24 protein-coding genes are annotated in these 23,706 nt (G+C 65.4%); 12 read left to right on the top strand and 12 right to left on the bottom strand.

Annotated features, from left to right (window positions below; genetic code table 11):
* Positions 1-30: 30 nt before the first annotated feature.
* The 7 genes from E4V01_RS21115 to E4V01_RS21085 all read left to right on the top strand — a co-directional run bounded on the left by E4V01_RS21115 (position 31) and on the right by E4V01_RS21085 (position 6,755).
* Complete coding sequence (locus tag E4V01_RS21115; protein WP_135299707.1) at positions 31-1,215, top strand: hydrolase; 1,185 nt, start codon at positions 31-33, stop codon at positions 1,213-1,215.
* Positions 1,216-1,405: 190 nt separating this feature from the next.
* Positions 1,406-3,631: a phosphoribosylformylglycinamidine synthase subunit PurL gene (purL, locus tag E4V01_RS21110; protein ID WP_135299706.1), complete on the top strand. Its 2,226-nt coding sequence runs from the start codon at positions 1,406-1,408 to the stop codon at positions 3,629-3,631.
* Between the two features lie 27 nt (positions 3,632-3,658).
* Positions 3,659-3,895 carry a BolA family protein gene (locus E4V01_RS21105; protein WP_135299705.1) on the top strand — a complete coding sequence of 79 codons (237 nt, stop codon included), beginning with the start codon at positions 3,659-3,661 and terminating at the stop codon, positions 3,893-3,895.
* Between the two features lie 73 nt (positions 3,896-3,968).
* Positions 3,969-4,304: a Grx4 family monothiol glutaredoxin gene (gene grxD, locus E4V01_RS21100; protein WP_060768100.1), complete on the top strand. Its 336-nt coding sequence runs from the start codon at positions 3,969-3,971 to the stop codon at positions 4,302-4,304.
* Between the two features lie 72 nt (positions 4,305-4,376).
* A complete protein-coding gene (locus E4V01_RS21095; protein ID WP_135299704.1) occupies positions 4,377-5,279 on the top strand; it encodes an NAD(P)/FAD-dependent oxidoreductase in 903 nt (300 codons plus the stop codon).
* Positions 5,280-5,469: 190 nt separating this feature from the next.
* On the top strand, positions 5,470-6,354 hold the full coding sequence (locus E4V01_RS21090) for an SMP-30/gluconolactonase/LRE family protein (protein WP_135299703.1): 885 nt from the start codon (positions 5,470-5,472) through the stop codon (positions 6,352-6,354).
* A gap of 185 nt (positions 6,355-6,539) precedes the next feature.
* Positions 6,540-6,755 (top strand): hypothetical protein, encoded by a 216-nt coding sequence (locus E4V01_RS21085; protein WP_060768103.1) that lies wholly within the window; start codon positions 6,540-6,542, stop codon positions 6,753-6,755.
* A 26-nt stretch (positions 6,756-6,781) separates the two neighbouring features.
* Here the strand turns inward: E4V01_RS21085 and E4V01_RS21080 are convergent, their stop codons facing one another.
* On the bottom strand, positions 6,782-7,618 hold the full coding sequence (locus tag E4V01_RS21080) for a hypothetical protein (RefSeq protein WP_135299702.1): 837 nt from the start codon (positions 7,616-7,618) through the stop codon (positions 6,782-6,784).
* A complete protein-coding gene (locus E4V01_RS21075; protein WP_135299701.1) occupies positions 7,578-7,799 on the bottom strand; it encodes a hypothetical protein in 222 nt (73 codons plus the stop codon). The genes E4V01_RS21080 and E4V01_RS21075 overlap by 41 nt, the downstream gene beginning before the upstream one ends.
* A 503-nt stretch (positions 7,800-8,302) precedes the next feature.
* Here E4V01_RS21075 and E4V01_RS21070 point away from each other — a divergent pair.
* Positions 8,303-8,662: a curlin repeat-containing protein gene (locus E4V01_RS21070; RefSeq protein ID WP_060768105.1), complete on the top strand. Its 360-nt coding sequence runs from the start codon at positions 8,303-8,305 to the stop codon at positions 8,660-8,662.
* Positions 8,663-8,740: 78 nt separating this feature from the next.
* Here the strand turns inward: E4V01_RS21070 and E4V01_RS21065 are convergent, their stop codons facing one another.
* The 6 genes from E4V01_RS21065 to E4V01_RS21040 all read right to left on the bottom strand — a co-directional run bounded on the left by E4V01_RS21065 (position 8,741) and on the right by E4V01_RS21040 (position 13,897).
* A complete protein-coding gene (locus tag E4V01_RS21065) occupies positions 8,741-9,616 on the bottom strand; it encodes a lytic transglycosylase domain-containing protein (RefSeq protein WP_135299700.1) in 876 nt (291 codons plus the stop codon).
* A gap of 4 nt (positions 9,617-9,620) precedes the next feature.
* Positions 9,621-10,544 carry a CsgG/HfaB family protein gene (locus E4V01_RS21060; protein ID WP_060768107.1) on the bottom strand — a complete coding sequence of 308 codons (924 nt, stop codon included), beginning with the start codon at positions 10,542-10,544 and terminating at the stop codon, positions 9,621-9,623.
* Positions 10,545-10,679: 135 nt separating this feature from the next.
* Positions 10,680-11,123, bottom strand: a complete 444-nt coding sequence (locus E4V01_RS21055) for a curli assembly protein CsgF (RefSeq protein ID WP_060768108.1) — start codon at positions 11,121-11,123, stop codon at positions 10,680-10,682.
* 39 nt (positions 11,124-11,162) lie between these two features.
* Positions 11,163-11,999, bottom strand: a complete 837-nt coding sequence (locus E4V01_RS21050) for a hypothetical protein (protein ID WP_135299699.1) — start codon at positions 11,997-11,999, stop codon at positions 11,163-11,165.
* A gap of 141 nt (positions 12,000-12,140) precedes the next feature.
* Positions 12,141-12,476 (bottom strand): curli-like amyloid fiber formation chaperone CsgH, encoded by a 336-nt coding sequence (csgH, locus tag E4V01_RS21045; RefSeq protein ID WP_135299698.1) that lies wholly within the window; start codon positions 12,474-12,476, stop codon positions 12,141-12,143.
* A gap of 284 nt (positions 12,477-12,760) precedes the next feature.
* The gene (locus E4V01_RS21040) at positions 12,761-13,897 is read right to left on the bottom strand and encodes a hypothetical protein (protein ID WP_135299697.1); all 1,137 of its coding nucleotides are present in this window, start codon (positions 13,895-13,897) and stop codon (positions 12,761-12,763) included.
* A gap of 693 nt (positions 13,898-14,590) precedes the next feature.
* Here E4V01_RS21040 and E4V01_RS21035 point away from each other — a divergent pair.
* The 3 genes from E4V01_RS21035 (at position 14,591) to E4V01_RS21025 (ending at position 16,511) form a co-directional block, all read left to right on the top strand.
* The gene (locus tag E4V01_RS21035; RefSeq protein ID WP_135299696.1) at positions 14,591-15,154 is read left to right on the top strand and encodes a helix-turn-helix transcriptional regulator; all 564 of its coding nucleotides are present in this window, start codon (positions 14,591-14,593) and stop codon (positions 15,152-15,154) included.
* 344 nt (positions 15,155-15,498) lie between these two features.
* The gene (locus E4V01_RS21030; RefSeq protein ID WP_135299695.1) at positions 15,499-16,116 is read left to right on the top strand and encodes a hypothetical protein; all 618 of its coding nucleotides are present in this window, start codon (positions 15,499-15,501) and stop codon (positions 16,114-16,116) included.
* 56 nt (positions 16,117-16,172) lie between these two features.
* Positions 16,173-16,511, top strand: coding sequence for a hypothetical protein (locus E4V01_RS21025; protein ID WP_060768114.1), 339 nt, complete (start codon positions 16,173-16,175; stop codon positions 16,509-16,511).
* A gap of 196 nt (positions 16,512-16,707) precedes the next feature.
* On the opposite strand, the gene E4V01_RS21020 is transcribed toward E4V01_RS21025, so the two are convergent.
* Both E4V01_RS21020 and E4V01_RS21015 read right to left on the bottom strand, forming a co-directional pair.
* On the bottom strand, positions 16,708-18,753 hold the full coding sequence (locus tag E4V01_RS21020; RefSeq protein WP_060768115.1) for a PAS domain-containing hybrid sensor histidine kinase/response regulator: 2,046 nt from the start codon (positions 18,751-18,753) through the stop codon (positions 16,708-16,710).
* Positions 18,753-20,279, bottom strand: coding sequence for an ATPase domain-containing protein (locus E4V01_RS21015; RefSeq protein WP_135299694.1), 1,527 nt, complete (start codon positions 20,277-20,279; stop codon positions 18,753-18,755). The genes E4V01_RS21020 and E4V01_RS21015 overlap by 1 nt, the downstream gene beginning before the upstream one ends.
* Positions 20,280-20,660: 381 nt before the next feature.
* Between E4V01_RS21015 and E4V01_RS21010 the strand changes: the two genes are divergently transcribed.
* Entirely contained in the window at positions 20,661-21,866 is a 1,206-nt protein-coding gene (locus E4V01_RS21010; RefSeq protein ID WP_135299693.1) for a DUF2252 family protein, read from the top strand.
* A gap of 29 nt (positions 21,867-21,895) precedes the next feature.
* Here the strand turns inward: E4V01_RS21010 and E4V01_RS21005 are convergent, their stop codons facing one another.
* Together E4V01_RS21005 and E4V01_RS21000 are read right to left on the bottom strand one after the other, a co-directional pair.
* A complete protein-coding gene (locus E4V01_RS21005; protein ID WP_135299692.1) occupies positions 21,896-22,894 on the bottom strand; it encodes an SDR family oxidoreductase in 999 nt (332 codons plus the stop codon).
* A 122-nt stretch (positions 22,895-23,016) separates the two neighbouring features.
* The gene (locus E4V01_RS21000) at positions 23,017-23,703 is read right to left on the bottom strand and encodes a GntR family transcriptional regulator (RefSeq protein ID WP_135299691.1); all 687 of its coding nucleotides are present in this window, start codon (positions 23,701-23,703) and stop codon (positions 23,017-23,019) included.
* Positions 23,704-23,706: the final 3 nt, after the last annotated feature.

Below are 23,706 nucleotides of genomic sequence, written 5' to 3'. Positions count from 1 at the left end.
GCCATTCCTGAATCCGTAGACGCGCATCCCGTGCGGCAGGTGTTCTACCTGCCGGGCTTCGATCCCCGCGAACCGGAGACCTATTGGGGTCTGTTCCGTCGCGAGAGCCGCATCACGGCCGACCGGCGCGGCATGGCGATCTCGGTCGGCGATCCAATCCGGTCCGCCGACGGCATCAGCCTCGATTGGGACGTGGAGAGCGAAGCCGAGGGGGAAGTGACGCGGGTGCGCTACAGCCTCCTGCGCTGGGACGACATCGTCCGCGACCGGTTTCCCCGCTCAAACCTGCGCCGGCTCACGCGCCTGCCGGGTTTATGGTGGCGGCTCTGGCGCTCCGGCTACCTGCGGAAGTTCCAGCGCGAGGCGCGGCGCTTCTATCGGGTCATCGTCAGCGTCCACCAGTTCTATCTGGTCTTCGTTCTTGCGAGCCTCGCGCTCGCCGTCGCGGCGGTGACGCTGACACCGCTCGCCGCGCTGCCGACGCTCGCCGGCATCGCCCTCGTCCCGCTGCTCGCCTACGCGATTCTGGCCCTGGTGACCCATCTGACGCGGGGAAAGCCGCTCTACGTCACGCATCTCGTCGATGACACCGCCTTCACTCACGATCACGCGTCGGGGCGCGAAACGGCGATGCTCGAGCGCCTGAAGCCCTGGGCGGAGCGCATCCGCGCGGAGGAGGGACGGGCCTCCGAGATCGTGGTGATCGGCCATTCCTCGTCGAGCTTCCTCGCCTTCGAGTGCCTCGACCGCATCCTGAAGTCCGATCCCGAATTCGGCCGACGCGGCACGCCGGTGACGCTCGTGACCCTCGGCAGCGTCATTCCCTGGCTCACCCTCGACCCGCTGGCCGAGGAGGCGCGGGGCTCCCTCGGACGGATCGGCCGCGACACGGCGATCGGCTGGCTCGACATCCGAGCGAGCTGGGACTGGCTCTCGATTCACTTGCGCGACCCGCTCAGCGCCTCCGGCCTGCCCGCGCCGCCCCCCGGCCGCTTCGCATTGATGCGCGTCGAGATCGAGGATCTGATCGAGCCGGCGCTCGTGGCGCGGCGGCGCTGGAACCTGTTCCGCATGCATTTCCAGCTCCTGATGTCGAGCCGGGAGCCGAAGGCCTTCGATTACGTCGCCTTCGTCGCCGGGCCGGAGCCCGTCCATGCGGCGGTGGAGCGGTGCCGAACGCAGCGGCCTGCCACGGCCAGCGCCGAATTTACGTAGGGAAAAGGCACAGCCGGCTTGTACGCAATCCGACCACGGCTGCGCACGCCCTTTGCAGCCGGTCCTGATCCGCTCTAGAGCGATGCGCAAAGTCATTTCCGCCGCAGCGAGCCCGTTCGGCTCGCCGTCGGCCGGTTCCGGTTGAGGGATCGGATCGATCTGCGGCAACGGTTTGGGACAGGGCCTTCGGATGTTTCGCAACGATGTTCCGATCACACCCGAGCTGGTGCGCCAGCACGGCCTGACACCCGACGAGTACGAGCGCTTCCGCGCCCTCGTCGGCCGCGAGCCGACGCTGACCGAACTCGGCATCGTCTCGGCGATGTGGAACGAGCACTGCTCGTACAAGTCCTCGCGCAAGCACCTGCGCGGCTTGCCGATCACCGGTCCGCACGTGATCCAGGGGCCCGGCGAGAATGCCGGCGTGATCGATATCGGCGACGGCCTCGCCTGTGTCTTCAAGATGGAGAGCCACAACCACCCGAGCTTCATCGAGCCCTACCAGGGCGCGGCGACCGGCGTCGGCGGCATCCTGCGCGACGTGTTCACCATGGGCGCGCGGCCGATCGCGGCGCTCAACGCACTCCGCTTCGGTTCGCCCGACCATCCGCGCACCCGCCACCTCGTCTCGGGTGTCGTCGCGGGCGTGGGCGGCTACGGCAATTCCTTCGGCGTGCCGACGGTGGGCGGCCTCGTCGGCTTCCATCGGCGCTACGACGGCAACATCCTCGTCAACGCCATGGCGGTGGGCCTCGCCCGCACCGACGCGATCTTCTACGCGGCCGCCACCGGCGTCGGAAACCCGATCGTTTATCTCGGCTCGAAGACCGGCCGCGACGGCATCCACGGCGCCACCATGGCCTCGGCGGAATTCGACGAGTCGAGCGAGTCGAAGCGCCCGACCGTCCAGGTCGGCGACCCCTTCGCCGAGAAGCTCCTGCTCGAAGCCTGCCTGGAACTGATGGCCTCGGGCGCCGTCATCGCGATTCAGGACATGGGCGCGGCCGGTCTCACCTGCTCGGCGGTCGAGATGGGCGCCAAGGGCGATCTCGGCGTGGAGCTGCATCTCGAAAAGGTGCCGACCCGCGAAGAGGGCATGACCCCCTACGAGATGATGCTTTCGGAGAGCCAGGAGCGGATGCTCATGGTGCTCAAGCCCGGCATGGAAGCCGAGGCGCAGGCCATTTTCGTGAAATGGGGCCTCGACTTCGCGGTCATCGGCCACACCACCGATACGCTGCGCTTCGTCATCAAGCATCACGGCGAGACCGTCGCCGACCTGCCGATCAAGGAACTCGGCGACGAGGCCCCGCTCTACGACCGCCCGCACATCGCCAACACGCACCAGCCGGTGATCGCTGCGGCAAGCGTCGAGGCGAGCGTGCCGAACGCGGAGGCGCTCAAGCGTCTGGTCGGCTCGCCAGAACTCGCCTCGAAGCGCTGGGTCTACGAGCAGTACGACCACTTCATTCTCGGCAACACCGTGCAGAAGCCCGGCGGCGACGCCGCCATCGTCCGGGTCGAGGACGGGCCGAAGGGTCTCGCGATTTCCACCGATGTGACGCCGCGCTACTGCGAGGCCGATCCGGTCGAGGGCGGACGCCAAGCGGTTGCGGAAGCGTGGCGCAACATCACGGCCGTCGGCGCGCGCCCGCTTGCGATCACCGACAACCTCAACTTCGGCAATCCGGAGAAGCCCGAGGTGATGGGCCAGCTCGTCGGCTGCCTGAAGGGCATCGGCGAGGCCTGCCTCGCCCTCGACTTCCCCGTCGTGTCCGGCAACGTCTCGCTCTACAACGAGACCAACGGCGTCGGCATCCTTCCGACCCCGACCATCGGTGGCGTCGGCGTCATCGACGATGTCGAGTGCCACGCCACGGTCGCGCTCAAGCGTGAGGGCGATGTGCTGGTGCTGATCGGGCGCACCGAGGGCTGGCTCGGCCAGTCGCTGTACCTGTCCGAGATCGCCGGCCGCGAAGAGGGGGCGCCGCCACCGGTCAACCTGGCGATCGAGCGCCGCAACGGCGACTTCGTGCGCAGCCTCATCGTCTCCGGTATCGCCGACACGGTGCACGACCTCTCCGACGGCGGCCTCGCCGTGGCTTTGGCCGAGATGGCGATGGCCGGCGGCCTTGGCGCGGCTCTGCCGGCGGCGCCGGAGGGCGTGCCGGTCCATGCCTACCTGTTCGGCGAGGATCAGGGTCGTTACCTGATCGCCGTGCCGGCGGAAGCGGCATCCGACCTTCTCTACAGCGCCTCGGCGCAGGGCATCGACGCCTCGACCGTCGGCATCGTCGCGGGCGACAGCTTGGTGCTGCCGGGCGAAGAGACCATATCCGTGGCCGAACTGAAGGCCGCGCATGAAGGCTGGTTCCCCGCCTATATGGCGAGCCAGCCGGCCGCACCTGCGGCGTAACGAGACGAAAGCGAGCGGAGAGCCCCCATGCCGATGGATGCGCGCGAGATCGAGTCGATGATCCGCGAGGCGCTGCCCGACGCGCACGTCGAGATCAAGGATCTGGCGGGCGACGGCGACCACTACGCGGCGACCGTCATCTCCTCCGCCTTCAAGGGCAAGACCCGTGTCGCCCAGCATCAGATGGTCTACGGCGCGCTCCAGGGACGGATGGGGGGCGTGCTCCACGCCCTTGCGCTCACCACGGGCGTCCCGCAGGATTGAGACGACCTTGAAATCAGGCGGCCAGGTCTGATTTCACACCTGACCGAGACGAAGAGACAACGAGGACCGTGCGATGACCGACGCCAACACCACCATCAAGAACGAGATCGATTCGCAGGACGTGGTCGTTTTCATGAAGGGCACGCCGCAATTCCCGATGTGCGGCTTCTCGGGTCAGGTCGTTCAGATCCTCAATTACCTCGGCGTGCCGTTCAAGGGCGTCAACGTCCTCGACGACATGGCGGTGCGCGAGGGCATCAAGGCCTTCTCGAACTGGCCGACGATCCCGCAGATCTACGTGAAGGGCGAATTCGTCGGCGGCTGCGATATCGCCCGCGAGATGTTCCAGTCGGGTGAGCTGCAGCAGTTCCTCTCCGAGAAGGGCGTGCCGGTGAAGAGCGCCGCCTGAGCGTCGCCCTTTTCCGGAAACTCTTTTGCGATCACGAGGCTTGATTCCCGGCGGGTTCGCCGGGAGATCAGCATGCATGACGTCATCATCGTGGGCGGCGGCCCGGCCGGCCTCAACGCCGCCCTGATCCTCGGCCGGGCTCGTCGCAAGGTTCTTCTCTGCGATGCGAGCCAGCCGCGCAACGCTGCGACGCCCCGCACCTGGGGCCTGTTTACCCGTGATGGCACCCCGCCCTTCGATCTGCGCGCACAGGGCCGGGCCGACCTCGACCGCTACGAGACTGTCGAGTGCCGTGATGTTTCGGTGACGGAAGCTGCGCGTGACGCCGACGGCTTCACCATCATCCAGGCCGACGGCACTGTTGAGCGGGCGCGCCGCCTGATCCTTGCGACGGGCCTGGCGCAGGACATCCCCGAAATCGAAGGCTTCGACACCTATTGGGGCACGGGCGTGCATTCCTGCCCCTATTGCGACGGCTTCGAGGTTCGCGACCGCCCACTCGTCGTCTACGGGCGTGGGCATGGCGGCTGCGGGCTCGCGCTGGAACTGACCGGCTGGAGCCAGGACGTCACCCTCTGCACGAGTGGTCACGACGGCGAACTGTCCGACAAGGACCGTGATCGGCTCGCCCGCAACGGCGTGCGGGTGATCGAGGCGGAGATCGAACGGCTGGAAGGGGACGGATCGCGGCCCACCTGCCTCCGCTTCCGCGACGGAAGCCAGACGGCCTGCACGGCGCTCTTCCTGATGCCGTTCGCCTGCAGTCCCTCCCCGCTCATCACTCAACTCGGCTGCGAACTCGACGAGACCCGCAGCGTGGTTCCGACCCGCGAGTACGAGAAGACCAACGTGCCCGGACTCTACGTCGCCGGTGATGCGTCGCGCCGCGTGCAATTCGCCGTCGTGGCCGCCGCGGAAGGCGCGATGGCCGCTTTTGCCATCAATGCCGAGTTCGTCGCGGAGGCGACCCGGTAGGACCGCAGGTTTCGAACCGTGTCGCCTCCGATGAAGGAAAAAGCGCGGGCGCAGCGCGTTGATCGAGGCGGGGTTTAGCGTGCCTCACAAAACTCCCGGTCTCTGACCGTTCTCGCTCCGGCGATGACAGCGCGGCGGCAGTTTCATGAGAGACAGTGAAAGCGCCACCCTTCAGCGTGCCGGAGCCTCGATGACCCCACCCGTTCATCCCCATACGCCGCGCGTCGCGGTCGCCTGCGGCTGCACCCTCGGTGAGGAGGTCGTCTGGGATGCCCGTGACGGGTCACTGCTGTGGGTCGATATCGAGAACCCGGCGATCTGGCAGCATTGGCCTGCTACGGGCGAGGCCGTGCGGCTTCCGCTCGACGAGAAGATCGGCTTCGCCGTTCTGACGCCTGATCCTGATCGCGTCGTCGCGGGGTTCAAGTCCGGTGTCGCCGCCCTGCGGCTCTCGGACGGATCACGTACGCCACTCGTCGATCCGGACGATTACCCTGCGGGCAATCGGCTCAACAGCGGCAATGCCGGGCCGGATGGCTGGCTCTATTTCGGAAGCATGGACGACGAGGAGAAGGCGCAGACCGGTGGCTTCCACCGTTGGGATGGAGCGCGGGTCGAGACATTCGGCAGCCGTGCCGCCGTGACCAATGGTCCGGTCGTCAGCCCTGACGGCCGGCGTGTCTACACGATCGATACCGCGAACGGCATTGTGCAGGTTCACCCTCTCGATGACGGGCGGATCGGCGAAGCGCGGCCGCTGATCCGTTTCGAAGAGAGCTGGGGCAAGCCGGACGGTCTGACGCTCGATGCCGAGGGTCACCTCTGGATCTGCCATTATGGTGCGGGCCGCATCACCCGTTTCGACCCGGACGGCCGCGTCGCGTACGTCGTGCCGATGCCGACATCGCTCGTCACGAAATGCGCTTTCGGCGGTGACGACCTCTCGACGCTCTATGTCACGACCTGTCTTCGCGGTCGCGATCCGACGCTCGAGCCGATGGCGGGTCACCTCTACAAAGTCGAAACGGGTTTTCGTGGCATTCCGGCAAATCTTTTGGCGCTGCCGCAAACCTGAGTTGTACGACTATTGTCGAGCTGGTGTGCGGCTTTGCACCGCAGTAAGGTCTGTTGCGCCGCAAATATGAAGGCGCGGTGAAGATTGAAGAACTGGCGGAACTTATCCCAGTTTTGTTAGTTCTCCACACACGGTCGAGCTTTCGCTCGTAGACCGCGTGCCCTCACCGAGGGTGGGAGCGGGTCATGCCAGTCTTCGATGGGAAGTATCTGACCGAGCAGGGCGAAGGCGAAGCGCTTCTCGCCATGGTCCTCCGCCCGACGCCGACGGCTCAGGAGGAGGCACGCGCGCGCGGCCGGATGCGGATTGAGCGGGCGACCATGCTGGCTGAGTTGGTACCCGCCGTGCCGGGCACGACGCTTGGTGCTCTCAAGCGGGTCGACATTCTACCGGTGAACTGACGGCCCGTCCGCTCCCCGAATCGACGCTACCAGGCTTGGGGTGTGATGACCCCCTGGCGGGTGACCACGACCCACTGCCGACCCCGGCGCTCGATCGCCTCGACTCGGCCGATGCCGGGTACCGCATCTCCCCGTCCCACTTCAACGAGCTGACGGCGGCGGTCTTCAAGGATCGCGACGCCGTCGTAGACATCGCGCAGCGCCCAGCCTTCGAGGGTGTTGGTCTTCAGTTTGTCGGGAAGACTTCCGGTCTGTGTCGGCTCCGGCGCGCGCGCCTCGGACTTCGGCTCGGATTTGGCGGGAGCGGCGGCGGCAACCGGTTGCAGCTTCTTCTCCCACTGCGCGATCGCGCTCGTCATGCGCTCAGCCTGATCGCGTTCGACCCGGGCCATCGTCTCGGACAGGTTCGCCAGTCGCTTATCGAGTGCTTGCTCGGTGCGGCCGAGCCGATCCGTCACGGTGTGGCCGAGCGCCTTGGTCTCACTGCGAGCAACGTCGCTGGCCTCGCGCAGGGCGGTCACCGTACGGGCGAGCCGGTCGATCTCCTGTGCGAACCTGGCCGCTTCCGAGCGCCCGGCCGACAGCTCGGTCTGGATCTGAGCAAGCACCGTGCCGGATCGTTCTTGAGGGGTCGCCAACAAGCCGAGGCACACGCCGCCAACCAAGGCGGCCACGCTTGCTGCGGCAAGCCGACCGTTGGCTCCGAGGTGAAACGACTTCCGCGTCGGCGCGGCTGCGGGCGGCGTCGCATTTGCACCGGCTTTCGGGCCACCGGCGACGGCCTGCTTCAGCATCTCGACGGGCGAGGGTTGCGCGATCGGCTTACCGGTTGCCCCTTTGCGCGTTTCGATCGTCTCCGGCATGGCAATGGCTTTCCAACGATACGGTCGGCAGACCTCGACCGGTGATCCATGAGAGCGCCGGTCCGAAAACGATCGGCGTCGTCGAGACTTCGCCGCCCGCCAGGCATGCTTCCCTGAGAAGCGCACCGCTGAACACGAAGCGAAGCGGCAACAACCGCCCGAACCACATCCAGTCGGCCATTCGAGAATTCTGTTAAGGATGTTTGTTTACCGAAAGGTTACCGCTGCGGACCCGCTCAAGCCTCCGCAATTCGCGTCCCTCGGCTTCCTATCGCCTGTTGAGAGCTGACCTTAGACCGCCGGGGCCGGGCGGATCGCGGTAGCCTTCGCTTCTCGCAGGCACGCGTACCGGACAGCGCTGAACTTGGCTTCAGCCGCGCGTCCGGCATAGGTAAATAAGTTTAATGGTTGCAACGCCGCCGCTGCTGCGAATGTGTCTGTTTTATTCTTTGATGTGCTTGTGAATTTGCTATCGTTATCTAAATTTTTTCAATTTTCATAACCCGAATTTACCGGGTTTAGGTCCGAATTGCAGCTCTCATTAGGTTTCGCGGCGAGGATGACGGCGCAAATGGATTTTGCGCATAGACTTGCGGCGACTGCTGGTTGTGGGCGGGGCGGTGCGAATTCAGCGTTTCTTAACGCGACGACGGGATCCTCAGCCGAACGTGAGGACCGTTTTCAATGCGTAAAATCGTTGCGACCATCGCCCTTTGCGCTGCCGTGATGCAGATCACGGGATCCGCGCAAGCGCAGGACATGTCGGCCCTGATGGCGCGATCCGACACGACGATGCAGGACATTGAGAACGGTGCCCTGCGCAACACCATGAATCGCGTCTCGGCAAGCCTCGACGCTTCGACCGGAAGCGGCGTGCAGGGCAACGCCTTCTACGGCGTGCAGGATGGCCAGTACAATCGCATCGACGCGACGCAGACCGGCACGGGCAACCTCATCCGCGTGATGCAGAGCGGCAACTCGAACGCGGCGGTCATCGCGCAGTCCGGATCGTTCAACCAGATCATTGTCAGGCAGGGCCGCTGATACCCAGCTCCTCGCCGCGAGCGGATCGCTCGCGGCTCTTCCCACGGCGGCGCCGTGCGGCAGGGCACGGGCGGCCGATCAATACCGGCTGTAGTTCAAACATTGCGCGCCGGAGCTGAGCAGGGCGGCACAGGGGCCACTTGCTCCGCCCGACGATCGCAGAACACCGCCGGCCGCGGCGCGGAGCTGAGCCGTCGAGAGCGGTGCGATCGAGCCGCCGGCTGATCCCATCGCGTTCTTCCCCTCGGCCGATGCCTCCTGGCGACTCGATATCCGGATCGCGGCCAAATCGGCTGCTGAGCCGAACGGGGACAGCGGTGCCGCGAAGGACGCGATCCGGAGCGGCCAGCCGGTCCCGGACGGACGATACGCCTCCGTCCAAGCCGGCGTGTTCACGCCGGTGACGTTGGCAACGTAGTCCACGGTCTCCTTTGGAAGGTCGAGGCGGCCGCTCAGCCACGCGTCGACCCGACCGGGGCCGGCATTGTAGGCAGCCGCCGCCAAGGCCCAATTTCCGTATCGCAGCCGGAGATCGCGCAGCAATTCGGCCGCTTTGGGGATCGCCTGAACCGGATCGAAGGGATCGCCGAGACCACGCTCGGCCGCCGTCGCCGGCATGAATTGCGCGATGCCGAGTGCGCCCTTCGGGCTCACGGCCATCGGGTTCAACCCACTTTCCCGCTTAAGCAGCCGCAGGAGGAAATCGGAAGGAACGCCGGCGCTGAGGGCGGCCTGGGCAACGAGGGTCGAGATCGCTGAAACCGGCAACTCCGGCGCGATCTTCTGGACGATCGCAACGGTGACCGTGAGCGGCGGTTCGATCGCGGCCGTGACCTGCACTGTGGCCGTCAAATCCAGAATCGGCAGGCGGCCACGGGCATCGGCCTGCGCCTGCGACGTGAACACGACGGCTGCGACCAGTGCCAGCCCCCGCCAGGGATGCCTGTCACACATCGTCTCAGTTCTTCGCGACCACGACGGCTTCCGGAACGACTTCGACGCTCGCGCTCGCGGCAGGAAGCGGCTTGTCGCGCTCGATATATTGCTGAAGCAGGCGCTGCCCGACGTCCTGATCGCGGAACTTCCACAATCCCTTTCGCACGCCTTCCATCAGGGTCGAGTAGACGGCCAACTCGATGGATTCGCGCACGGCGAATTGCGTCGGCTCGTTGCGCGTCACGCCGGCATCGAACTCGAACAGCTTGTTGACCGCGACGTAGCGGAACGTGTTGGTCGCAAGCCCGATCGAGTAGATCGTCTTCGTGGTCGTGACGCTCGTGAGCACTTCGCCCGACTGGACGGAGACGATGCGCATGCCGACCGTCACGACGTCGCGCCGATAGCGGATATCGCCGCCGATCCCGAGATAGCGAGCCCCGATTCCACCCGTGACGAAGTTCGCGTCGTAGGCGAGGATGCCACCCTCGACCAGCAGGCCGGCGAAGCGGATCGGCGGAAGCGGCTTGGCCTGGTCCTGATCGAATTCCTGGCGGGTGGCGCGGATGAGCTGCCGTTCCTGGAGAATGTTAGCGAGGCTTCCGCGCTCCACCACCCGGAACCAGCGTCCGCTGCCGGTGCGACGCAGGGCATCGACGAGGAAGGCCGCGCCGCCCTGTGTGACGGCACGGGAGAACTCCGCGAAGTTGTCGCTGGGCTTGTTCTGCCCGGTCAGATCCGGAAAGCTGTAGACTGCCAGATCGACCGCTTTCACCGGCGGCGGCAGCAGAGCGAGGTCGAGCCCGGTCGGCGACGTCTCGGTGATGGTCGGTGCCTCGTTGAGCGGCTCGCGCCCGCCGACGGGGACGCAGCCGCCCAAGCCGAGCGCGGCGCTCACAAGACCACCGACGGCAAGACGTCGGATCGAGAGTTTTTCAGCCCACATAAGGATCAAGAATCCCAACCATGACCGGGCTGCTTGTCGCAACCTTCGGATTATCGTGGCGCGAACACCGCATCTATTGCGTCCGAGTTGATCCTGACGCTTTTGCAGACTCGGCGAACTCGGTCTCAGCGGTGTTCAAGGACCCGATGGTACGACGACGGTACTGGTCGTCGTGCCATCGAAAATGACGATGCGGACATTCGCCCCTTCGCGTGCAAAATTGATCGTCGTGCCCTGGAACTCGAAGGTTCCGTTCGGCTGGGCATTTTCGCCGAAGATCGCCCGCGTGATCTGATTGGCCAGTGAGCTGAAGAGCTGTGACTGCAACTGCTGGGCAAAGATCTGCCCCTGGGTCAGCGTTTGCCCGGCACGGCCGGTCTGGCTGGAGAAGATCTGGTTCAGGCGCTGCTCACGGGCTTGTGGAATGTTTTGAGCGTTGGCTTCGCTCTGCAGCCAGCCTCCGTTGAGCGGGCTCCCGCCAAAGGCCGGGTTGATCGGCTGATGGATCAGATTGCCCGCCAGAACCGGACCTGCCGAGAGCGCCAGCAGAGCACTTGCCGCCAGGAAAGATGTTTTCATGGTGGGGTCTCACTTTCTCAAGCTGCCTGCATTCCCGCCTCAGCGGGTGCGGACTTGCAGGACGTTGATGCTCTTGGCGGCACCGACTTGGCTCACATCGGCCGAAAGGCCATTGCCGATTTGATTGACAACGACCTCGGCCGCGCCCGGGACAGAGCCTGTCAGACTATTGCCATTGCCGTCCTGCCGGACCTGGACGTTCGCGCCAGCGGTGAGGTTCGCGCCCGTGGGCGCGTTGACACTCAGATTGGCACTATTGCCGAGCCCGCTCTGCTGGAGATCGAAGCGGATGCTCGATCCGGTCAGGGCACCCTGTCCGGTGTTGTTAAGGCCCTGCTGCGTGATCGCTGCCGTGTTGCCGTCGCCGAAAATCTGAACCGCTGCCGCGTTCCCGCCGCCGCTCTGACGGATGTCCGTCCGGTTGGCGTTGCCGACCTGCTGATTGGACGCGGTCTGGCCGTTGGCTCCGGATACGCCACCGTTGAGACCCAGGATCCGAATCGGAAGAGCGGTCGAACCGATCGTCGCGTACTCGACCGCCACCTCGGTTGGGATCGACTGGCCGGCAGGCACTGAAGCAGCGTTCGACTGCTGAGCCGACGAGACCGTGGGGAAGGACAACAGAACGCCCAGAGCCGTAAGACAAACGACTGCCGAGCGGTGCGTGATTCTCTGGGTTGAGCCGCTCATCTTGCCGTTCCGTCCATTGCTATCTTGCGATCCATTGGTGATTTTACACCAATCAGAGAGCACATTGAGTTTTAATTTTGCGATAATGAAGTGGATTAAGAACGCATTATGAGGAGGCGGGACGGTCCTTTCGTTTGATTTGTATTGTGGTACGCGTAAATTGAAGTCAACGCGGAACCGGCCCATGCCCCGGCCCCGGGGCTTTCCGGCGGTTCGGCGTGACCCGCGCGCCACAGAGCCGCGCCGGTCACCGGTCCCGTCGCAGCTCCGCCGAAACGTCGGCTCGGGTGATGAAAACGCGATCAGCCGCACGGTCGCAGAGGGCCGCTACAGCGAGCCGGATCCATCCGGCCCCTCGCGCTCACAGGCATATTCGGCGTCTCCAGCACGAACGGAGAGTCGGGCGCGATAGCGCCCGTATGGCTCCAGGGAGAAGCTCAGTCCCTCAACCCGTACGGCGGAGCCCGGCACAAGGGAGAATTCCGACTGCTGGCTGACCTGCGCGCTGCCGGATGGACCCTGCTTCATCACCAAGAGACGGTAGCGGCCGGATTGCGGCCGGTTCGAGCGGATCTCCGCCTCGACCCGCAGCTGCGAGCCTTGGCGGTGCTCGGACATCACGCACACGATCGGCAGGGGTGAGATGTCGCCGGGCATGGTCATTCCGCGCCTCGATATGAAACGTGAACGCTCGCACGCCATCTATGACGGATCGTAGGCCGACGAGCGCTGGATACGGCGTCCCCGCGGGTGATGACGTCACCCGATCCGTGGGAGCCTTATCCGCGTTCCGCTTCGCGAAGAACGCCTTCTGGTCGACGAGCTGTCGTGACGTTCGAAAGAGAACAGCCACCGGCCTGATGAACACAGGTCGATGGCTATGTTTGACTTGAAGGCGTGGCCGCCCGGTTTGAAGGGTGGCCACGTCTCATGATGTGTATCGGAGATTAGCGACGGCCCTGCGTAATGGTCGCCACGTTTGCATTGCCGAGCTGCGAGCTCAGGACCGTGCTGCTCGCGCTGTTGAGCTGAGAGGCGATCAGGACGTTCGAGCTTCCGCTCTGGAATCCGGTGATCGTGCTGGCAGCCGAATTGAGCTGCTCGAGGGTCGCAAAGTTCGTGTTTCCGGCCTGATAGAGATAGATGCCGGAGTTGTTCGAATTCGTCTGCGTGATCAGCGCGTTGTTACCCGACCCGAACTGCGTTGCCTCGATCAGCGCAGCATTCGAATTGCTCTGATTCGCAAACAGCACGTTGTTATCGCTGAACTGGCTCACGAAAATGTCGCTTCCCGTCGAGTTCGTCTGCTGAGCGTTGGCGAAGTTCGAGAAGCCGATCTGCGAGATTTGCGCCGACGAGTTCACGTTGCCGCTCTGTGCGACGGCCGCGACCTGAACGAAGCCCGACTGCTTGATGGTACCCGTCGTGTTCCGCGAGCCTTCCTGACCGACGACGGCGTTGTTGCCGAAGCCGACCTGACCGATGTCCACGGTGGAACCGGCAACGTTCGACTGGCCGGCGAGGGCCTCGTTGTATGCGATCGATTGATCGATGAAGATATTCGAGTTGCCGCGGGTATCGTCGGCCTGCCACGCATAGGCGGACTGGACGGAGCCGATCTGCCGGATATCGATCTGCGAGTTACGAACGTCGGTCTGCTTCGCCTCGGCCTCGTGCGCAGCGATGCCGCCGCGACCGGCGCTCTGCTCGACCGTCGTGGTGGCGTTGCTGCCGCCGACCTGCCCGATGTTGGCGTAGTTGTTACGGTTGCGCTGCGTCAGGTCGATGACGTTGCCGTTGCCGCCATCCTGGCTGGTGACGAACGAGTTCCGGTTGCCGTCCTGCAGGATCTCGACACTGTTGTTACGGCCGGACTGCGTGCTCGTGGCGCCCAAAGCCGTGTCGCCGTTATTGTTGCCCAGCTGGTCAATCGAAGCGGTGCCACTGGTGCCGGTCTGGGTCAGATCGAGATTGTTCGAGTTTCCGCTTTGCAGAGTCGTCGCATCGTTCAGGCTGGCGGCGAGAACAGGAGCGCCAACGAGAAGGGCGAGGGTGCTAATGGTGGCGATGGTGAAGTGCTTCATGATTGATCCCCTGCGTGCCGAATTCTGTCATCCCGCAGCCGCTTGCCCGGTCTTTACCGACTGTTGACCAGTCTGCCGGGTGGGGTGGCTGCTTCGTGCTGTTGTTAACGAGGAGTTAAATACGGGAGGACAGGGGGAGCCGCATCATTCATTTGAAGGATAAATTGCGGTTTCGGATGGAAACGGATCGTTTACCTTAATTTGTGTCCTGGAGGGGCAGCGATATCACACCGTCAATATCAAAGTATTCAATATAATTTTCGCCCTAGATTTGGCTATTTTGTTTGGCGATCCAGCGACCTGAAGAAAATTTTCGCAGCAAAATCTGCTAATACCGCTCCGAGGCCTGGCCTCGATTTCCCGAAATTGCTTCGGTCTTGCTGGCCTCAGCTCGAAATTGGTTGCGCTCAATCTATCGCGATCAATCCTGCTTTTGTGCAATAACTCCACGACAATCTGGCGGGGTCGTTTTTGCGCTTCAATCTTCGCTCATGTGAGGTTGATTCATGCGTAGTTTGCCGCTGTGAGAAACGGCACTGAATGCGTAGAGTCCGGTGTTGGCGCGAAAGCTTCACCTGATATATATCGTTAATGCCTCGGACGACGCTCACTGTAGATTCAGGATGCGGCCGTACGAAGAATAACGTTGGTTTCAGATTCGCATACTGACGCAAAAGAACAAAGCCGATAACGATGCCTGATAAATATGCATTGCTCAACGTTCTCGATAAAGTCGGATCTGCTGCCGTTTTGATTAGTATTCGCGCAAAGACGATCGATTGTAATGTTCTGGCGCGTCAGATTGTTGTCGATGGTAATCACGACGTGGCCGCCGCAACCGTCGAGCCGTTCACGGCCCGGATGATCAACAATGCGCTGACAGAGCCGTTCGGCACGGTGGAACTGGAGCGCCCGCGCAGCGACCAGCGTCTGGTGTTTCAAGCGATGGATATAACGGCCATGGGAGAAGCCCATCGCCTGCTCATTCTGATCGACCTTTCGGTCCGGTCGCAGGTGTGCGCCCCGGCGCTGGAAAAGATTTTCGGCCTTACCGTGGCCGAGGGGCGTCTGGCTGCCGAACTCAGTCGCGGCGTTCCGTTGGCGACCATCGCGCAGAGCCGCAACGTCAGTATCGCGACGCTCCGCACCCAACTGGCCTCGATCTTCGCCAAGACCGGAACCTCGCGACAGCCCGAACTGGTGGCGCTGCTCGCGCGCGTGTGCCAGTTCTCGCCGACGTCGGACGTGGCGCGTTGAGGCCCCGATGTGAGGCGTGCGCGCAAGGTGCATGAGAAATGATTTAATCGTCGCCTGTTGTACTTCGTCGCGTCATCCGTTTATCGACCCATCGGGTCGCTTTCGATAAGCGATTGCCGATGGTGTCCCTCCATGTCTCTTGTGTGATGCCTCGATCGGTGCCGCGCCTTCACATTTCGGCAACGGACTTTGGAAATGATCAGCTCCATGCCGGGAAACGGCCGCGCCGCGGCTGATGGATAGTGGTTGACGCCGCAAAACCCCGCTATGTCTTCCGCCCGCATCTTGAAAGAGGTGCCGTATGGGTGCCACCGCGCCTGGGTGGATATTGGAGAGTTCGACGGATGATTCGGATCGTGGCTGGACTGGTGGCGCGCCGGGCCTTCCCCCTGACGGTGGTTCCTCGCGCGCTGGCGGGTATCGGCTTAGCTGGGCTCTGCATTTCCGCCGCGACCGCCCAGGACGCAAAGCCGGGTCCGAACGAGGCCGCCAAAGCGGGATGCGACGCCAACTGTGCCCGGCAGGCCATCCCCGCGGCCGTGCAGGCCTGCGTGCCGGGGATCGAGCGGCAGGCGCCGACGGATTTCGAGTGGATGAACCGGCCGACCGGAACCATCTTCCAGGAGGCCGAGCCGCCGGCTGGCGCGGACACCGTCGTCAAGTTTCGCGGTGACTCGGTACGCTTCCTCAATCCGCAGGGTCAGTGGGTTCGCATTACCTACGAGTGCGATTACGACGCCGCAGCCAAGTCCGTTCGCGGCGTCAAGGTTCGGCTGGGACGCATCGATGGAAAGGGTGCGAGCACGGCAGCGGCGGCACTTCCCGCCGGATCGGCCGGATCGGGGCGTGCTTCGGCTGCTTCTCCCAGCACCGCATCGCCGCAGACGCAGGTCAAGCGGCCGCGGCCGGCCGAGCCGAGCGAGGTCGAGATCCGACAAGTTGCGCCGGCGCTGTCACGCTGAGCATGACCGGCTCAGCCGGATTGGCGTAGCGGATCAGGAGGCTATCGATGCGACGGATGTCGGTCATTTTCGCCGTCATGCTCTCGGTTCAATCCGGGGCGGTGATGGCCCAGCCGATCACGAATGTGAACGAGTGTACGTTCATTACGGATCCGATCGCGCTCCGGCGTTGCATCGACGGCTTCCAGCTTCGCGGACCGTCAGCGCAGTATCCGCAATCGGCCCCCATCCCGCAGATCGAAAGTCCGGCCCAGGCGGAGCGCGAAAAGCTCGATCGTACGACACCGCCGAATGCCAGCTACCAGGACTCGCCCGAGTGGCTGGGCCGCGATGCCGCGAAGCCACGGGATCGATCCCCATCGAACAAGCGCAAGGTCATCGATCTCAGCCAGTAAGAGTGCCTCACAAAACTCCCGATCACGGGTCGCCCCGGTCCTGGGCACGGCGGCGCAGCGGGAGTTCTGTGAGAGACACTGAGGACGCGCCGACGAAGTTGAGCCTCGCCAGGCTTCTCCACCGGTCGTCCTGCCTGGTGCTGACAGGTTCCGGCGGTCGGTCAGTGTGGCGAGCCGGGAGACGCTCCGGGAGCCATCAGGCCCTTTCGCCGCCGAGCACGAGGCGGAGCGACCGGGCGAGTTCGTCACGCCGGTAGGGCTTGTTGAGCACTGGAAGCTCGCCCTGGCCGATCACCTGCCCCTCGTCGAGATTCGCCACATAGCCCGAGGTCAGCAGGATCCTGATGTCCGGGCGCACCCGTCGCGCCTCGACGGCGAGCTGCGAGCCGTTCATCCCGCCGGGCATGACGACGTCCGAGAACAGGATGTCGATCCGCTCGACGCCGTGCAGATGCTCCAGCGCTTCGGCCGCATTGCGGGTGACGATGACCCGATAGCGAAGCTCCTCCAGGCTCTCGACGGCCATTCCGAGCACCTGTTCGTCGTCCTCGACCAGCAGCACCGTCTCGCCCTCCCCGGCTCGGCGCAGCGGGATGGCGCCGACCGGTCCGGGCCCGATTTCCTCGCCGGCCGGGTCGGTCGATCGCGGAAAGTACAGGCTGACCGTCGTGCCTTCGCCGACCTCCGATTCGATCTGCGCGAATCCCTTGGCGCTGCGGGTGAAGCCGTAGACCTGGCTGAGCCCGAGTCCGGTGCCCTTACCGACCTCCTTGGTGGTGAAGAACGGCTCGAAGACACGCTGAAGCTTGTCGGGCGGGATGCCGCTGCCGGTATCCGTCACCGAAATGACGACGTAAGGGCCCGGCGGAACGCCCCGGTCCGCGACCGCCGCCGTGCCGAGCCGGACATTGCCGCTCGTGACCGCGATGCGCGCGTGGCCCGCCCTTCCCTCCAGGGCGTCGCGCGCGTTCACGATCAGGTTCAGCACCGCCGACTCGAACTGGGCCGGATCGATGCGGATCGGGTCGAGGGCCGGGTCGAGATCGAAGGCCAGCTCGACGGCGCCCGTCGCCGCGCGCTCGGCGAGCGGCCGGAAGTCCAGCAGCAGCCGGTTCGGGTTGAGCGTCTGCGGCCGCAGCATCTGGCGGCGCGAGAAGGCGAGAAGCTGCTGGGTGAGCTGCTCGCCGCGCCGCGCCGCGCCCATCGCCGCCTCGGCCAGCCGCTTCACGCGGTCGGGTTGGTCGGGGCGGCGCAGCATCATGTCGAGGCCGCCGACGATCACGGTGAGCAGGTTGTTGAAATCGTGCGCCACACCGCCCGTAAGCTGGCCGATCGCCTCCATCTTCTGGGCTTGGCGCAGCGCCTCCTCCGTGACGTGCTGATCCGTGCGGTCCATCAGGATGCCGGCGATCCGCTCCGGCGAATCGGCCTCGCCGGATTTGACCCGCCCGCGCATCGCAATCCAGCGCACCGCTCCGTCCGCGCGCCGGATGCGGCATTCGAGATCGAGTCTGCCCGTCTTGGGGACATTCGCGAACGCCTCCTCGGCCGTCTCGCGGTCTTCATCGACGAGATGGGCCAGGAATGTCTCACGGTCCCACGACCGTTCTGTGCCGGGATAGCCGAAGACGGCATCGAAGTGAGGCGAACGGCGATGGGTTCCGGCGACGTAGTCGATGTCCCACGAACTCATGCCGGCGGCATCGAGGGCAAAGGCGAGGGTCTCGTGGGCGGTCTCGACCTCCCGCGTCCGCTCGGCGACACGCCGCTCCAACTCCTCGTTCGCCAGCCGGAGTTGCTCCTGCGCACGCTCCCGTTCCAGCAGATGCTGCCGGGCTTGATACTGGCGGCGGCGCGCACGCAGGGACGAGACGACGGCGCTGGTCAGCGTTTCGGCATTGATCGGGCGTTCCAGTAGAACCACGTTGCCGAGCCGCCGCAGCAGTTCTGCCGCGCTCTGGGTTCGACGGCCGGCTTGGCGCGTCGTCAGTACGATGAAGGGGAAGTCCGACCAGGGTTGTTGCGCATCGAGCCAAGCGAACACGTCCGCCGTGTCGCCGTCGGCCAAAGCCTCCTCGGTCACGAGCGCGGTTCCCGCCCCCTCGCGCAGCCCCGTCAGCCACTCCGCGACGTTCGCGCAGACCCTAGCCCGGATGCTGGAGCGGTCCAGCACCCCCTCGATCACCGCGGCATCGCGCCCGCGTGGTGCCAGGATCAGGACGCGTTCCTCGGTGGATGACATCAAGCGCCGTCCCCGGACGCATTTGACCCCTTCAGCATCGCGACCCGCCCGCGATAGGCCGGCAGACCGGTGAGCACACCCTCGAAATCGCTCAGCGCCTCGCCGACCCGAAGCCCATCGGTCGAGAGCCTCAACTCACGGATCGTCCGCTCATGCGGATTGACGCGGCTCTTCACCACCGACAGCGCCGTGCGAATCTCGCCGCTCGCTTCGAAGAACCGGAACAGAAGGATGCAGTCGCTGAGGTAACTCAGGTCGATGTCGGTCCGAACCTCGCCGATCACACCGTGCTGCCCGAGCACGAGGAGCGTGGTCACACCCTTCTGGTTCAGGTAGCTCAGGAGTTCGTGCATCTGCAGGATGAGGTGCTCCTCGCCCGGCATCGCGTGCAGGTAGGCGTTCAGGCTGTCGACGGCGACGAAGGTGGAGCCGTGTTCCTCGACGGCCTGTCGGACGTTCGAGGCGAACTCTCCCGGCGAGAGCTCCGCCGGGTCGATCTGCATGATGGTCAACCGTCCGGTTCCCAGATGCGGCCTCAGGTCCATGCCGAGCATGGTGGCCCGGGCGATCATCGTCGCGAGCCCTTCGTCGAACAGGTAGTACGTCGCCGTCTCGCCCCGTTCGAGCGCGGCCAGCATGCAACGCAATCCGGTCGTCGTCTTGCCCACACCGGAGGGGCCGAGCAGGAGCGTGTTGGTGCCGGGCACGAGGCCGCCGCCCAGCAGCAGGTCCAGTTCGTCCGAACCCGTGGATTGCGCCGTCGAATCGAAGCTCGCGCGGTGCTCGGCCGCAATGAGGCGTGGGAAGACCTGGACGCCGCCGGTCGCCACCACGAAATCGTGGTAGCCGCCCCGGAACTTGATGCCGCGCATCTTCACGATCCGCAGGCGTCGGCGCTCCGCGCCGAACTCCCGCGGGTTCTGGTCGAGGGAAATCACCCCGTGCGCGATACTGTGGAGCTGAAGATCGCCCGCCTCGGAGGTGCGGTCATCGAGCATCAGGACGGTGCAGGCGCGCTTGGCGAAGAACTGCTTGAGCGCGAGGATCTGGCGCCGGTAGCGCAGCGGGTTCTGGGCCAGCAGGCGCAGCTCCGAGAGGCTGTCGAACACCACGCGCTCGGGCTTGAGACTCTCGACCCGTGCCATGACCTCCCTGACCGTTTCACCGAGTTCGATCTCGGACGGGTGCAGGATCGATTGCTCGCTGTCGGGGTCGAGACCCATCTCGTTGACGAGCTCGTAGAGTTCGATACCGTCGAGCGACCAGCCATGGCTCCGGGCCGCGGCGCGCAGCTCGTCCGCCGTCTCCGACAGCGTCACGTAGAGGCTGCGTCCCTTCCGGGCCGCGCCTTCAAGCAGGAATTGCAGCGCGAGTGTCGTCTTTCCGGTGCCGGGCGTACCTTCCAGAAGGTAGAGCCGATCCGGCGTCAGGCCGCCGCCGAGAACCTCGTCCAAGCCCGATATGCCGGTCGAAATCCTGTTCTCGGAACCGGATCGGGTGCTGGTCGTGTTCATCGCCTCGTTCATCGGCTCGGTCGCCGCTCCTATACTGTCTGGCCCGTCTCGCATGGACGCCGACCGAGCGCCCCACAAATCTGCGTCGATGCCGGGGATAACGCACGGGCAGCGCGTTCCGATCATTTCATTAGCGGCGGGGCGTTACTCTTCCAACGACCCATGTCGCAGCCGTTGAAACCCGCGTTTCACCCGGCGTCGCCCTGTCGAATGCCGCCGAGACTGCATTTCCCCAGCGCGTCGGCCAGCCTCCCCGATGCTTGGCTTCCCGTTACGTTTTAACTGGCACGGTCATCCACAGCGGAGACGATGAGCCGCGCTCCGCTCACCGCCGTGAGTGCGTTGATGCCGGAAGCGGGCGCTGAGCGCCCAACGATCGAATGAAGGTGTTTGATGCCCGCGAACGGAGCCTATGGTCCTGAGGAACGTGCTTTGGTGCTGGAGCGGCAACGCACCCTCAAAATGGCCCAATCGGCCCACGCCTATGTCCGGGGCAATACCCTGAAGTTCTACGAGTGGCTCGAGGGTCTCGCCCGCGGCACCCTGCCGGAGGGACCGCCGGTCTGGATCTGCGGTGATTGCCATCTCGGAAATCTCGGGCCCCTGGCCGATGCCGACGGCCGCGTCGACATCCAGATCCGCGATCTCGACCAGACCGTCATCGGTAACCCGACGCATGACCTCGTGCGCCTGGGGCTGTCGCTCGCCAGTGCCGCGCGCGGCTCCGACCTTCCCGGTGTGGTGACGGCACGGATGCTGGAAGAAATGCTTCTGGGCTACGCCGCGGGGCTGGGACCGAAGGAGACGAACGGGCAGCCCTCCGAACCGGAGGCGGTGCGCTCGGTCCGCCGCTGGGCCCTCGGGCGTCATTGGAAGCACCTCGCGCGCGAGCGCCTGAAGGGCGTGGAGCCGGCGATTCCGCTCGGGCGCAAGTTCTGGAAGCTCGATACAGAGGAGCGTGATGCCCTCGATGGGCTCTTCCAGGAAGACGCGGTGCGCCATCTGGTGCTGGCCCTGAATGGGCGCAGCGAGGAGGCCGAGATACGCCTGATCGACGCGGCCTACTGGATGAAGGGCTGCAGTTCGCTCGGCTTCCTGCGCTATGCCGCGCTCGTCGGCATCACGGAGTCCGGGAACAAGCGCCGGCTCGCGCTGGTGGACCTGAAGGAGGCGGTCGAGCCGGCCGCGCCGACCGCTCCCGGTGTGGCGATGCCGTCCGAGCCGGCCGAACGGGTGGTGGCCGGCGCGCGGGCCCTGTCGCCGAATCTGGGAGAACGCATGATGCCGGTTCGGCTGCTGGGCAAGTCGGCCGTGATGCGCGAACTCGCGCCACAGGATCTGAAGCTCGACGTCGATCAGTTCGGCCGCGAGGAGGCGGTCCGGGCGGCGCATTACCTCGCCCATGTCGTCGGAAAGGCGCATGGGCGGCAGATGGACGCCGAGACGCGCGCGGCTTGGCGGTCCGAGATCACGCGTTGTGGGAGCGCGGACGAGGGGGCGCCGTCCTGGCTCTGGTCCAGCGTGGTCGAACTCGCCGGCCGTCACGAGGTCGGATACCTGCAGCATTGCCGCCGCTATGCCGGCCAGGAGGCAGCCTGACGCCGGGACGCCTTCCCGGCTTCCGACGATCAGGGTCGGCGCCGGGCGCGCTGCCCTCCCAGAACGAGGGCTGCTGTTGCTGCCAAGCCCGCGGCGATCCCGGCCGTCGCGAGCGGGTGCAGGCTCGCGCGGGTGTAGACGCTGGTGCGCATGACGTAGACCGGTGGGTCGCCCCGCTCGCGGCCGGCCCCCTGCGGCGCGTGCAACGCGCCCTTCGGGTTCCTCGGCGGTTCCGCCCGCTTCTGCAGAGCGATGATGGCCGGCGCGAGTTCGTCATAGGCGCCCGGCGCGAACTCCTTACCCATGACGAAGAGCTTGCCGCCGCCACCCACAATGATGTCTCGCTGCGGATGGACCGCCGCGTGCAGGATCGCGTTGGCCACCTCGTTGGGCGAATAGATCGGCGGCGGCAGCGTCGGCTCGCGATCCATGTAGTTGCGGGCCCGGTTCGGCAGCGGCGTGTCGATGGAGGCGGGCTTCACCAGCGTCACCGAGACCGGCGCGCCCTCCGCGACCAGTTCCATGCGGAGCGTGTCGGTGAAGCCCTTCACCGCGTGTTTCGACGTGGCGTAGAGGCCCTGGAACGGGAAGGCGAGGTCGGAGGCGATGCTTCCGACATTGACGATAGCGCCACCCCGGCCGCGCAGATGCTCGGCGGCGATCAGAGAGCCGTGCACCGTCCCCCAGAGGTTGGTTTGGATCAACCGCTCGTGGTCCTCGAGGGCGATCTTGCGAAGCGGTCCGTAGACGGTGAGGCCGGCGACGTTGACCCAGGTGTCGAAGCCCCCGAACGTGGCGACGGCGTGGTCGGCGATGGCCTGGACATCCTCCCGCCGGCCGACATCGGCGACCACGTAGGTGGCGCGTGTCCCGAATTCCGCGGCGATGTCCGCCAGGACATCCCTGCTGCGGGCGGCGAGTACGACGCGGGCCCCGCGCCGCGCGGCCATGCGCGCTGTCGCGAGACCGATGCCGCTGGACGCGCCGGTGATCACGATGACCTGTTGGTTCAGCGGCTTGTGACCCATTCCGAAGGACTCCCATCCTGCCGCTTCGATGCGGCAGCGATGGGGGTACGCGCGACGGGACCAACTGTTTCGGCCCGCGCGCAAACCGCGCAGGCCGGAGGCGGCGGAAGACGTCCTGGCGCTCAGTCGCTCGCGTGGTCGGCCACATAGCGGCCGAGTGCGCTCGCCGCGTTGAGCATGTGGGCCCGCATGCGTCGCGCCGCAGCGTCGCCATCGCCCTCCGCAATCGCCTGGAGGATCTCGCCATGCTCGGTGCGTGAGCGCAGGATGCGCTCGCCCTGGCGCAATTGCGTCCGGCGGAAAGCCGACAGGCGCGAGCGGATCGCGAGCGCCTGCTCGGCCATGAAGCCGTTATGGGTCGCGCGGTACAGGGCCTCGTGGAAGGCGCGGTTGAGCGCGTCGTAGGTGTCGTAGTCCTGTGCCGCGACCGGCTCGGCCGATTGCTCGTGCAGGTCCATCAGCGCGCTGAGTTCGAGCGGCGTCATCCGGTAGGTGGCGAGCCGCACGCACAGGGCCTCGAACTCGGCGGTCGTCTCGAACATCTCCATGATCCGCTCCGGCGTCATGCGGGTGACGACGACGCCGCGGCGGGGGCGCATCTCGACCAGACCGCTGGAGGCGAGCTGGCGCAGGGCCTCGCGGACCGGGGTGCGAGAGGCGCCGAAGCGGTCGGCGAGATCCTGCTCATCCAGCGCAATACCCGCTGCGAGCACACCGGAGGCGATCTCGTCCGTCAGGGCGTTGCGGATCTGGTCGGAGAGGAGGCCGCGTCCCTCGGCCATGCCGTCCATCGCGCCACCCTCCCCCATCCG

The organism is Methylorubrum sp. Q1, from assembly GCF_004683995.1.
Lineage (GTDB): Bacteria > Pseudomonadota > Alphaproteobacteria > Rhizobiales > Beijerinckiaceae > Methylobacterium.
Note: the sequence above shows the minus strand (reverse complement) of the source record. Positions and strands in the feature narration are given on the sequence as shown.

What these genes read in the sequence shown, in the direction of transcription:
- purL (WP_135299706.1), top strand. Translation starts at nt 1,406, where the DNA reads ATGTTTCGCAACGATGTTCCGATCACACCCGAGCTGGTGCGCCAGCAC.
- E4V01_RS21105 (WP_135299705.1), top strand. Translation starts at nt 3,659, where the DNA reads ATGCCGATGGATGCGCGCGAGATCGAGTCGATGATCCGCGAGGCGCTG.
- grxD (WP_060768100.1), top strand. Translation starts at nt 3,969, where the DNA reads ATGACCGACGCCAACACCACCATCAAGAACGAGATCGATTCGCAGGAC.
- E4V01_RS21095 (WP_135299704.1), top strand. Translation starts at nt 4,377, where the DNA reads ATGCATGACGTCATCATCGTGGGCGGCGGCCCGGCCGGCCTCAACGCC.
- E4V01_RS21090 (WP_135299703.1), top strand. Translation starts at nt 5,470, where the DNA reads ATGACCCCACCCGTTCATCCCCATACGCCGCGCGTCGCGGTCGCCTGC.
- E4V01_RS21085 (WP_060768103.1), top strand. Translation starts at nt 6,540, where the DNA reads ATGCCAGTCTTCGATGGGAAGTATCTGACCGAGCAGGGCGAAGGCGAA.
- E4V01_RS21080 (WP_135299702.1), bottom strand. Translation starts at nt 7,618, where the DNA reads ATGCCGGAGACGATCGAAACGCGCAAAGGGGCAACCGGTAAGCCGATC.
- E4V01_RS21075 (WP_135299701.1), bottom strand. Translation starts at nt 7,799, where the DNA reads ATGGCCGACTGGATGTGGTTCGGGCGGTTGTTGCCGCTTCGCTTCGTG.
- E4V01_RS21070 (WP_060768105.1), top strand. Translation starts at nt 8,303, where the DNA reads ATGCGTAAAATCGTTGCGACCATCGCCCTTTGCGCTGCCGTGATGCAG.
- E4V01_RS21065 (WP_135299700.1), bottom strand. Translation starts at nt 9,616, where the DNA reads ATGTGTGACAGGCATCCCTGGCGGGGGCTGGCACTGGTCGCAGCCGTC.
- E4V01_RS21060 (WP_060768107.1), bottom strand. Translation starts at nt 10,544, where the DNA reads ATGTGGGCTGAAAAACTCTCGATCCGACGTCTTGCCGTCGGTGGTCTT.
- E4V01_RS21055 (WP_060768108.1), bottom strand. Translation starts at nt 11,123, where the DNA reads ATGAAAACATCTTTCCTGGCGGCAAGTGCTCTGCTGGCGCTCTCGGCA.
- E4V01_RS21050 (WP_135299699.1), bottom strand. Translation starts at nt 11,999, where the DNA reads ATGGGCCGGTTCCGCGTTGACTTCAATTTACGCGTACCACAATACAAA.
- csgH (WP_135299698.1), bottom strand. Translation starts at nt 12,476, where the DNA reads ATGACCATGCCCGGCGACATCTCACCCCTGCCGATCGTGTGCGTGATG.
- E4V01_RS21040 (WP_135299697.1), bottom strand. Translation starts at nt 13,897, where the DNA reads ATGAAGCACTTCACCATCGCCACCATTAGCACCCTCGCCCTTCTCGTT.
- E4V01_RS21035 (WP_135299696.1), top strand. Translation starts at nt 14,591, where the DNA reads ATGCCTGATAAATATGCATTGCTCAACGTTCTCGATAAAGTCGGATCT.
- E4V01_RS21030 (WP_135299695.1), top strand. Translation starts at nt 15,499, where the DNA reads ATGATTCGGATCGTGGCTGGACTGGTGGCGCGCCGGGCCTTCCCCCTG.
- E4V01_RS21025 (WP_060768114.1), top strand. Translation starts at nt 16,173, where the DNA reads ATGTCGGTCATTTTCGCCGTCATGCTCTCGGTTCAATCCGGGGCGGTG.
- E4V01_RS21020 (WP_060768115.1), bottom strand. Translation starts at nt 18,753, where the DNA reads ATGTCATCCACCGAGGAACGCGTCCTGATCCTGGCACCACGCGGGCGC.
- E4V01_RS21015 (WP_135299694.1), bottom strand. Translation starts at nt 20,279, where the DNA reads ATGAACGAGGCGATGAACACGACCAGCACCCGATCCGGTTCCGAGAAC.
- E4V01_RS21010 (WP_135299693.1), top strand. Translation starts at nt 20,661, where the DNA reads ATGCCCGCGAACGGAGCCTATGGTCCTGAGGAACGTGCTTTGGTGCTG.
- E4V01_RS21005 (WP_135299692.1), bottom strand. Translation starts at nt 22,894, where the DNA reads ATGGGTCACAAGCCGCTGAACCAACAGGTCATCGTGATCACCGGCGCG.
- E4V01_RS21000 (WP_135299691.1), bottom strand. Translation starts at nt 23,703, where the DNA reads ATGGGGGAGGGTGGCGCGATGGACGGCATGGCCGAGGGACGCGGCCTC.